At 72.3% G+C, this 9,482-nt stretch carries 9 protein-coding genes; 2 read left to right on the forward strand and 7 right to left on the reverse strand.

Annotation, left to right across the window (positions count from 1 at the left end; translation table 11 throughout):
- Positions 1-471 precede the first annotated feature (471 nt).
- From ACFPGP_RS13755 to ACFPGP_RS13780, 6 genes are all read right to left on the reverse strand, one after another.
- Positions 472-1,374, reverse strand: coding sequence for an amidohydrolase family protein (locus tag ACFPGP_RS13755; RefSeq protein ID WP_378591013.1), 903 nt, complete (start codon positions 1,372-1,374; stop codon positions 472-474).
- On the reverse strand, positions 1,367-1,846 hold the full coding sequence (gene smpB / locus ACFPGP_RS13760; RefSeq protein WP_378591015.1) for an SsrA-binding protein SmpB: 480 nt from the start codon (positions 1,844-1,846) through the stop codon (positions 1,367-1,369). The genes ACFPGP_RS13755 and smpB overlap by 8 nt, the downstream gene beginning before the upstream one ends.
- A gap of 67 nt (positions 1,847-1,913) precedes the next feature.
- The gene (locus tag ACFPGP_RS13765; RefSeq protein WP_378591017.1) at positions 1,914-3,167 is read right to left on the reverse strand and encodes a peptidoglycan DD-metalloendopeptidase family protein; all 1,254 of its coding nucleotides are present in this window, start codon (positions 3,165-3,167) and stop codon (positions 1,914-1,916) included.
- A gap of 55 nt (positions 3,168-3,222) precedes the next feature.
- Positions 3,223-4,134, reverse strand: a complete 912-nt coding sequence (ftsX, locus tag ACFPGP_RS13770) for a permease-like cell division protein FtsX (RefSeq protein ID WP_378591019.1) — start codon at positions 4,132-4,134, stop codon at positions 3,223-3,225.
- 55 nt (positions 4,135-4,189) lie between these two features.
- On the reverse strand, positions 4,190-4,879 hold the full coding sequence (gene ftsE, locus ACFPGP_RS13775; RefSeq protein WP_378591021.1) for a cell division ATP-binding protein FtsE: 690 nt from the start codon (positions 4,877-4,879) through the stop codon (positions 4,190-4,192).
- Between the two features lie 69 nt (positions 4,880-4,948).
- Positions 4,949-6,850, reverse strand: a complete 1,902-nt coding sequence (locus ACFPGP_RS13780; RefSeq protein ID WP_378591023.1) for an alpha-amylase family protein — start codon at positions 6,848-6,850, stop codon at positions 4,949-4,951.
- 30 nt (positions 6,851-6,880) lie between these two features.
- Here ACFPGP_RS13780 and ACFPGP_RS13785 point away from each other — a divergent pair, with 30 nt between their 5' ends.
- Both ACFPGP_RS13785 and ACFPGP_RS13790 read left to right on the forward strand, forming a co-directional pair.
- A complete protein-coding gene (locus tag ACFPGP_RS13785) occupies positions 6,881-7,525 on the forward strand; it encodes a hypothetical protein (protein WP_378591025.1) in 645 nt (214 codons plus the stop codon).
- Between the two features lie 136 nt (positions 7,526-7,661).
- Positions 7,662-8,123 (forward strand): CAP domain-containing protein, encoded by a 462-nt coding sequence (locus ACFPGP_RS13790; RefSeq protein ID WP_378591026.1) that lies wholly within the window; start codon positions 7,662-7,664, stop codon positions 8,121-8,123.
- A gap of 42 nt (positions 8,124-8,165) precedes the next feature.
- Here the strand turns inward: ACFPGP_RS13790 and prfB are convergent, their stop codons facing one another.
- A complete protein-coding gene (gene prfB, locus ACFPGP_RS13795) occupies positions 8,166-9,284 on the reverse strand; it encodes a peptide chain release factor 2 (protein ID WP_378591028.1) in 1,119 nt (372 codons plus the stop codon).
- Positions 9,285-9,482: the final 198 nt, after the last annotated feature.

Raw genomic sequence — 9,482 nt, forward strand, 5'->3', positions numbered from 1 at the left:
CGCTCGTCACTGCCGCCGCGATCGTCTGCACCGGCGAGAAGGGGGGTCAGCTACCGCGAGCCGATCGGGCCGTCCTGCGACGGCCAGGAGGTCTGGGTCACCGGCAGCGGCCACGAGAAGCTGACCCGCTGGCACGACAGCGAGGGGCTGGCGCTGCGCACCGTCGTCCACCTCGACTACCCCGCCGACGTCTTCACGCTCACCGGGGACGGCACCGGCCCGTCGTTCACCATCGCCGGCCACTGGAACCGGCACTACGCCTACGCCGTGCCCGGCCAGCTGGCGACCGGACGCTGACCGAGGTCGGCGCGATCTGGCTCGGCCGGTCCGGCACCGGCGGGCCGCTCCGGATCCACGACACGGGCACGGTCACCTACGAGCCGGGGAAGGACTTCGAGACGGTGGCCGAGGCGCACGGCATCCACGAGGCCCTCGAGCCCGGTCTGGTCGACGACGCGATCTGCGACGCCCTCACCTGGGGTCGGCGGGCCCGAGCAGCCGCACGCCGTTGTGCCAGCAGACGTCGCGCAGCCAGTCGTCGTCGAAGCCGGCGCGCACCAGCCCCTCGAGCTGGTGGGCGTAGGGATAGGGGATGGTCGGGAAGTCGGAGCCGAGCAGCACCTTGGGCCGCAGGTCGCCCAGCCGCGCGATCACCTCGGACGGCACCGGCGCCTCGACGTCGAAGAAGTCGGTGAAGACCATCGTGGTGTCGAGGTGCACCCGCTCGAAGCGCTCGGCCAGGGAGACGAACTCGGCGTACTCCGGAGCACCGAGGTGTGCCACGACCGCAGTCAGGCGCGGGTGCCTCCTCAGCACCCGGTGCAGGGGCTCGGGGCCGGTGAAGGCGTTGCCGACCGGCCCCGAGCCGGCGTGCACGACCACGGGCGTGCCGGCGTCGGCCAGCGTGCCCCAGACCGGGTCGAGCAGCGGGTCGTCGAGGTGGAACTCCCCCACCTGCACGTGCACCTTGAAGATCTCGACGCCGTCGGCGACCAGCTCCGCGACGTACGCCGCGGCCTCCGGCTCCGGGTAGCAGGTGGCCGACCACAGGCAGTCGGGCTTGTCGGCGGCGAAGTCGCGCGCCCACCCGTTCAGGTACGACGCGATCCCCGGCCGGTGCGCGTAGGGCAGGGTCGGGAACCGCCGCACGCCGAGCTCGCGCAGGTGGGCGACCCGCTCGTCGTGGGTGCCGCGGTAGCGGATCGGCCAGGCCCGCCCGATCCTGGGCCCGGCCTCGTCGAACTGCGCATAGACCTTGCGCTGCACGTTCTCGGGCAGGAAGTGCACGTGCACGTCGTAGAGCCCGGGCAGGCCGAGCCCCTGCCAGAACGACCGGACGGCCGCGACCTCCGGGTCGGCGCCGGGCTCAGTCACGCATGCCCTTCAGGTGCCGGCCCAGCGCCTGCTGCTTCTCACGGTCGGCCTGCCGCTCGGCCAGCGACTGGCGCTTGTCCCACGACTTCTTGCCCTTGGCCAGCGCGATCTCGACCTTGGCCCGGCCGTCCTTGAAGTACAGCTGCAGCGGCACGACCGTCAGGCCCTTCTCCGCGACCCGGCGCTCGATCTTGTCGATCTCGGCGCGGTTGAGCAGGAGCTTGCGCTTGCGGCGCGCGGCGTGGTTGGTCCAGGTGCCCTGGGTGTACTCCGGGATGTGCACGCCGTGCAGCCACGCCTCGTGCTGCTCGATGTCGACGAAACCGTCGACGAGGGAGGCCCTCCCCTGGCGCAGCGACTTGACCTCGGTCCCGGTGAGGACCAGCCCGGCCTCGTAGGTGTCCTCGATCAGGTAGTCGTGCCGAGCCTTCTTGTTGGACGCGACGACGTTGCGTCCCTTCTCCTTCGGCATCCGGCCAGTCTCCCAGAGGCGGTCAACGGCATTCGCGCCGCCGTGCACTCGTCGCCGTCGGTTGCCGCTACATCCAGTTCATCGGGTCGACGGCCTTGCCGTCGACGAGCAGCGTGAAGTGCAGGTGGCAGCCGGTGGACCAGCCGGTGCTGCCGACGTACCCGACGACCTCGCCGCGGCTCACGTGCTCGCCGACGCTGACGCGGTAGCCCGTCGCGTGGTTGTAGACCGCGGTCAGGTAGTGGCCGTTGACGCGACCGAGGCCGACGTAGAGCCGGTTGCCGTAGACGTCGGACCAGTACCTCGACAGCACCGTGCCGTCGGCGACCGCGACCATGCCCTCGCCGCAGGAGACCGCGAAGTCGGTGCCGTCGTGCAGGCCCCAGTAGCCGTAGATGGGGTGGACCCGCCAGCCGAACGGCGAGGTGACCGGCCCCTGCACCGGCGGGGTGAGGAAGCCGCCGGCGTCGCCGTGGTACCCGCCCCGGCTGCGGGCGGCGGCGCGCATGATGCGCTCCTGGATCCGCTGCTCCTGCTTCTTCAGCTGCGCGAGCTTGGCGGCGTCGCTGCGCTTGGCGGCAGCGGCGTCCTGCTTGGCCTCACGGGTGGTGCGGACGACGTCCCAGTAGTGCGCGCGGGCGGCCTTCGCCTGGTCGCTGAGCTCGTTCATCTCCACGAGGTGCTCGGCGGCCTGCTCGCGCTGCACCGCGACCTCGTCACGGGCGTCGGAGACCTGGTCCTCCCGCACCTGCAGCAGCACCTCGGCCGCGCGCAGGCTGTCGTAGGCCTGCGCCTCGCGGCCGACCATGACGTTCTGCAGCTCCTCCTGGCGGGTCAGCTGCTCGGTGGTCTGCGAGTTGAGGAACGACGACACGGCGACGAGGTCGGAGTTCTCGCCCTGGTAGATGTCGACGACCGTGTCGGAGAGGTTGTCCTGCTGGTCGGTCACGGCGACCTGGCCGGCGTCGAGGTCGGCCTGCGCCTGGTCGAGGCGGGCGACCGCGGCGTCGAGCTTGTCCTGCATCTCCTGGTCGCGCACGCGGGCGACCTGGAGCTTGACCCGGGCTGCGTCATAGGCGCTCGTGGCCTGGTCGAGCTCGGCCTGCGCCGCCTCGAAACGCGCGGCGGCCCGGCGGTACTGGCCGCTGGACTCGTCGAGGTCGTGGCTGGCCGACCGGATCCTGGACTCGACGTGCTTCTTGCGGTCCTTGAGGTCGTCGTCAGCGCTCGCGAGGGGGGCGGTCAGCGCACCGATGGCCAGTGCCGTGGCCACGACGGCCCCGGCCCAGCGTCGGCGTGCGGTACGGGGGAAGGTGCGCACCGGGTCTGCCTTCGATGTTCGGGAAAGAGAACGGTTCGAAGGTAACGGCCCGGGATCACACTTTGAGGTATTTGCGGGTCAGCGCGAGTGTCGGGATCAGCGTCAGCACCGGCCCGAGGATCGCGATCACCAGCACGGCGTACGCGAACTCGGACCAGCCGACCCACGGGATGAACCCGATGAAGTCGCGCAGCCGCTGCTCGACGCCGAAGTACATGAAGCCGGCGAGGGCCGCGGCCCCCAGGGCCACGCCGATCAGCGCGGTGACCACCGCCTCGAGCAGGAACGGCAGCGCGATGAACAGCGTCGAGGCGCCCACCAGCCGCATGATGCCGATCTCCTTGCGACGCGCGAACGCCGCCAGCCGGATGGTGTTGGCCACCAGCAGCATCGCCGCGACGACGAGGAACGCCGCGATCAGCAGCGCTCCGGTGCGCAGCGCGTCCATGGAGCGCAGGATCGGGCCGACCACGTCGCGCTGGTCGCGGATCGTGTCGACGCCGTCCAGCCCCACCACGGCACTGGTGATGCCCTGGTACTTGTCGGGGTCCTTGAGCGTGATCCAGATCGACTCGGCCATGTCGTCCTCGGTGGCCGCCGGGTTGCTGCCCTCGAACTTCTCGGGCCCGAGCAGCTCCTTGACCTTGGCGAAGGCCTCGGCCTTGGACTCGAGGCGGTAGTCGGCGACCTCGGGGTTGTTCTCGACGACGTCGATGATCGCCTTCTTCTGCGCGTCGGTGACCTCACCGGTGCAGCCGGGGTTGTCGTCGTCGGCGCGGCAGAGGAAGACGGTGATCTGGAGCTCGCTGCCCCACTGCTCGGCCGCGCGCACCGCCTGCTGGTTGAGGATCACGCCGAGGCCGACGAGGGTCAGCGACACGAACAGGGTCAGGATCACCGCGATGTGCATCGACAGGTTGCGGCGCAGCCCCTGTCCGAGCTCGGAGAAGACGTAACGCAGCTGCATGCTCGGGTTGGCTCTCTTCCGTCAGGTAACCGTGGGAGGTCGGTCGGGGTGGCGGTCAGTGCTGGAAGCCGTAGACGCCCTGGGCCTGGTCGCGCACGACGCGGCCGTGCTCGAGCTCGATGACGCGCTTGCGCATCTGGTCGACCACCCCGGAGTCGTGGGTGGCCATCAGGACGGTGGTGCCGGTGCGGTTGATCCGGTCGAGGAGCTTCATGATCCCGACCGAGGTGGCGGGGTCAAGGTTGCCGGTGGGCTCGTCGGCGATGAGGATCATCGGCCGGTTGACGAAGGCGCGGGCGATCGCGACCCGCTGCTGCTCGCCGCCGGAGAGCTCGTCGGGCATCCGGTCGCCCTTGCCCTCGAGGCCGACCAGCTCGAGCGTCTCGGGGACGACCGCGGAGATCTCGGAGCGCTTCTTGCCGATCACCTGCAGGGCGAAGCCGACGTTCTCGGAGACCGTCTTGTTGGGCAGCAGGCGGAAGTCCTGGAAGACCGTGCCGATCTGGCGGCGCAGCCGCGGCACCTTCCAGCCCGCGAGCCGGTTGATCTCCTTGCCGGCGACGTAGACGCGCCCCGACGTCGGTCGCGTCTCGCGCAGGACCAGGCGCAGCGCGGTGGACTTGCCGGACCCCGAGGCGCCGACGAGGAAGACGAACTCGCCCTTCTCCACGTCGACCGTCAGCTGGTCGAGTGCGGGGCTGCCCTGGCCGGGGTAGGTCTTGGTGACCTTCTCGAAGCGAATCACTGGTCCGAGGGTACGCGACCGGGTGGCAGGTCCGGCGGACCCCCGTCGTGCGCAGGTCGGGCCGCGGCGTCAGGCGGTCTCGACCGCCCACACTGCGGCGTACGGCGCGAGCCAGACCAGCCCGTCGTCCCCGGCAGTGAGCGCGTGTCCGCCGATCGCGTCGTACGGCGCGGCGAGGCCGGCGTCGCGGAGTCGTGAGGCCGGGAACGGGCGCCAGGTGGCGGTGACGTTGTAGAGCCCGACGAAGGGCCCGCTCGCGTGGTGGCGGAGCACCGCGAGCACGCCCGGGTCGGTGTCGGCCAGCACCTCGCTGGCCGCCGAGGCGTGCAGCTGCGGCAGGCCGGCCCGCACCCGGGCGAGGTGGGCGATGCCGCTGAACGCCCGCCCGGCGACCGTGCGCAGGTCGTGGCGACCGGCCGCACGCTCGGCGTCGAGGCGCGGGCGGTGTGCCCAGCGGTTGTCGTCCTCGTGACCGGGCTCGTCGGCCCACGCGGGGTCGTTGGGCTGGGCGAGCTCGTCGCCGCTCCAGACCACGGGGACGCCGCCCCACCCGGCGACGACCGCGTGCGCCAGGAACATCCGCGCCAGGCCGGCGTCCTCGTCGCGGGCGACTCCCGTCAGCGAGGCCGCGGTGCCGCTGATCCGCCGGTCGCCCGTCGCCGGGTTGTGCTGGAAGACCAGGCCCTCGGCCCACGACCCGGGGAACTCCCCGGCGTACCAGTCGGAGAGGAAGCGCCGGTGCGCACCGCCGTCGAGCCCGACCGCCGCGGCGTCCTCGTCGGAGATCGCCCACCCGATGTCGTCGTGGCAGCGCACGTAGGTGATCCAGGCCGACGTGGTCGGCACCGGCGGCAGCGAGCCGAGCGCCTGCCGGGCCAGCCGGGTGTCGCCGGCGGCGAGCATCGACCAGACCTGCACCATCAGGCTGTTGTGGTAGGCGAGGTCGCTGACCCGGCCCACGTGCGCGCCGGAGCCGAGGTACTGCACGAGGTGGTGCGGGCCCACGATCGCCTCGGCCTTGAACGCGACCGCGGGCGCGGCGAGCCGCGCCACGGCGCGCAGGGCCTGGGTGATCGCGTGCACCTCGGGCTGGTTCTGGCAGTTCGTGCCCAGCCGCTTCCAGAGGAAGGCGATCGCGTCGAGCCGCAGCACCTCGACCCCGAGGTTGGCGAGGTCGAGCACGATGTCGGCGAACTCCTCCAGCACCGCCGGGTTGGCCCAGTTGAGGTCCCACTGCCACTCGTTGAAGGTCGTCCAGACCCACCCGTCGAGCTCGGCGTCGAAGGTGAAGCTGCCCGGCGCGAAGTCGGGGAAGACCTCGGGCAGCGTCTGCTCGTAGGCGTCGGGCTGCGTGCGGTCGGGGAAGACGTGGAAGAACGCGCGGTACGCCGGGTCCCCGGCGCGGGCGGCCACCGCCCAGGCGTGCTCGGCGGCGACGTGGTTGAGCACCAGGTCGAGGACCAGGCTGATGCCGCGCCCGCGCAGCCCGGTGGCGAGGTCGCGCAGGTCGTCGCGGGTGCCGAGGTCGGGGCGCACCGAGTGGAAGTCCTGCACGGCGTAGCCACCGTCGTTGTCCCCGTCGCGGGGGCGCAGCAGCGGCATCAGGTGGAGGTAGGTGACGCCGAGGTCCTCGAGGTGGTCGATCCGCTTGCCGACACCGGCGAGGTCGTCGGCGAAGCGGTCGGCGTAGCAGGCGTAGCCGAGCTGGCGTGGCTGCTGGAGCCAGTCGGGTTCGAGGAGGCGCTGCTCGTCGAGGCGCAGCAGGTCGGGCGGGCGCGCGGCGTAGCCGTCGGCCGCGACGCGCACGAGCCGGTCGGCGACCGCGAGCGGGTCGTCGTACAGCGCGGCGAGGCCGGCGACCAGGTCGGGCCACCAGCGGTCGAGGCGGAGAGAGAAGGTCTGCCGACGGTGCGCGGGCAGCCCCGCGAGGAGACCCTCGGCGAGGTGCTGGACGTCGGGTGGCGCGCTCATCGTCGGCCATTCAAACGTACTCTGGCGGCCATGTCCGGTCTCCGCCCCACGACACGGCGCACCGTGCCCGGGTCCACGGTCGCCGCCCTCCTCCTCGTGCTGACCGGCTGCAGCGGTGACGACGACCCCGCACCCACCCCGACGCCGGAGGTCGCGAGCACGCCCGCGCTCGCCGACGTCGCCCCCGGGGCGGTCACGGTCGCGCGGGGGTCCTTCTGCGACGCGGTGCCCGACGCCGCCGTCGAGGCAGCGCTCGACGGTCCGGCGGAGTCGTCGCGCTCGTGGGACAACGGGGACGCGGTCGCCGTCGCCGGTGGGTCGGACGTGGCCCACGAGCACGGCTGCGCCTGGCGCGGCGCCGCGCCCGCCGCGGCCGAGGCCTGGGTGTTCGCCCCACCCGTCACCACCGAGCGGGCCCGGGCGGTCGCGCGCGCCGAGGGACGACGGCCCGGCTGCCGTCCGCTGCCCGACGCGGCGCCGTTCGGCGAGCCCGGGGCCGCGCTGCTGTGCCGCTCCCCCGGCGACGACGGCGCGCTCGTGGCGTCGTACCGCGGGCTCTTCGGCGACGCCTGGCTGACCTGCGAGGTGCAGGCCGGCCCCGGCACCGACGAGGCCGACCTGGCCGCCCGGGCGGACCGCTGGTGCGCTGCCGTGCTCGGCGCTGCGGGCGGCTGAGAGACTCCGGCGCGGCGGTCCGGTGGTCTCGACCAGCGAGGTTCCTGGTTTGAGATCCTCCCCATACGGGCAGGGAGACGGCCAGAGTTCACGGGGGTCCTGCGCAGCACTGCGCGATTCGGGAGGGAGAACCGCCGTGAAGCACCTGCGTCTGACCGTCCTGCTGTTGGTGGCGATGGTCGGGTCAGGCCTCGTGGCCGTGGGCGTGAGCTCACCGGCCGAGGCCGTCACCGCCACCGTCTACCGCAACGTCGCGGCCCGCAACGTCAACGACGTACGCACCGACCGCGACCTGCACGCGCTCAAGCGCGGGGCCTGCCTGGACAAGTTCGCCCAGCGCCAGGCCCGCCGCATGGCGCGCAAGCAGACGCTCTACCACCAGCGGCTCGAGACCGTGCAGTCGCGCTGCGGCATGACCTACGTCGGCGAGACCGTGGCGGCCGGCTACAAGAAGGCCCGGGGCGCCGTCCGCCGCGGGCTCATGCATTCCGACGCCCACCGCGCGATCCTGCTCGACGCCCCCTCGCGCCGCATGGGCGCGGGCGCCAAGAAGCGCCACGGCACGTGGTACCTCTGCGTGCTGGTGGCCCACAAGTAGCCCGGACCGGCCGCCGCCTCTGCCCGAGCGAGCCACTCAGGGTCAGCTGGCGGCGGCCTTCTCGGCGCCGCGGCGCCAGCGGATGCCGGCCTCGAGGAAGCCGTCGAGGTCGCCGTCGAAGACCGCCTGCGGGTTGCCGACCTCGTAGCCGGTGCGCAGGTCCTTGACGATCTGGTAGGGGTTGAGCACGTAGTTGCGCATCTGGTCGCCCCAGCTGGCCGCGACGTCGCCGCGCATCTCGTCGAGCTGCGCCTTCTCCTCGGCCTTCTTGCGCGCGAGCAGCTTGGCCTTGAGCACGATCATCGCGGCCGCCTTGTTCTGCAGCTGCGACTTCTCGTTCTGGCAGGAGACGACCAGACCCGTCGGGAGGTGCGTGAGGCGGACCGCGGAGTCGGTGGTGTTGACGCTCTGCCCACCCGGGCCCGAGGAGCGGTAGACGTCGACCTTGATGTCGTTCTCGTCGACCTCGATCTCATCGGTCTGCTCGAGCACCGGCACCACCTCGACGGCGGCGAAGCTGGTCTGCCGGCGGCCCTGGTTGTCGAAGGGGCTGATCCGCACCAGCCGGTGGGTGCCGGCCTCGACCGAGAGGGTGCCGTAGGCGTAGGGCGCGTGGATCGCGAAGGTGGCGGACTTCAGGCCCGCCTCTTCGGCGTAGGAGGTGTCGAAGACCTCGACGGAGTACTTGTGCTGCTCGGCCCAGCGCATGTACATGCGCATCAGCATCTCGGCGAAGTCCGCGGCGTCGACGCCACCGGCGCCGGAGCGGATGGTGACCAGCGCCTCGCGCGCGTCGAACTCACCGGAGAGCAGGGTGCGCACCTCGAGCACCTCGACGGCCTTCTTGATCGACACCAGCTCGCGCTCCGCGTCGGCGATCGCGTCGGCGTCGCCCTCCTCCTGGCCGAGCTGCACCATGATCTCGAGGTCGTCGACACGCGAGGCGAGGGCGCTGAACCGGTCGAGCTCGCCCTGCAGCGTCGAGAGGCGGCCGGTGACACGGGTGGCGTTGTCCTGGTCGTCCCAGAGGTCGGGCGCGGCGACCTGCTGCCCGAGGTCGGCGATCTCGGCGCGCATCCCGTCGAGGTCGAGCACCTGTCCGATGGTGCTGAGCGTCGCGTGGAGCTGCTTGATCTCTTGGTCGAAGTCCGGTCCTGCCACGACAGGCAAGGCTACCCGTGGTCGGGGCGCGACCCCGCTTCGGCGGTGGCCGGGGTCGGGCCCGCCTCAGGAAGAGGTGTCGCCGCCGGCCCACGAGGGCGGCGGAGGGGGCGGCGCGGTGGCCGGCATGGTCGGCGCGTCGGCAGCGGGTTCGCCGACCGGGGCCGACGGAGCGGGCGGCGGCGGGGCGGCGCCCGG

The sequence above is a fragment of the Nocardioides taihuensis genome (assembly GCF_042657275.1).
Taxonomy (GTDB): Bacteria; Actinomycetota; Actinomycetes; order Propionibacteriales; family Nocardioidaceae; genus Nocardioides; species Nocardioides taihuensis.

What these genes read in the sequence shown, in the direction of transcription:
- smpB (WP_378591015.1), bottom strand. Translation starts at nt 1,846, where the DNA reads ATGCCGAAGGAGAAGGGACGCAACGTCGTCGCGTCCAACAAGAAGGCT.
- ftsX (WP_378591019.1), bottom strand. Translation starts at nt 4,134, where the DNA reads ATGCAGCTGCGTTACGTCTTCTCCGAGCTCGGACAGGGGCTGCGCCGC.
- ACFPGP_RS13780 (WP_378591023.1), bottom strand. Translation starts at nt 6,850, where the DNA reads ATGAGCGCGCCACCCGACGTCCAGCACCTCGCCGAGGGTCTCCTCGCG.
- ACFPGP_RS13785 (WP_378591025.1), top strand. Translation starts at nt 6,881, where the DNA reads ATGTCCGGTCTCCGCCCCACGACACGGCGCACCGTGCCCGGGTCCACG.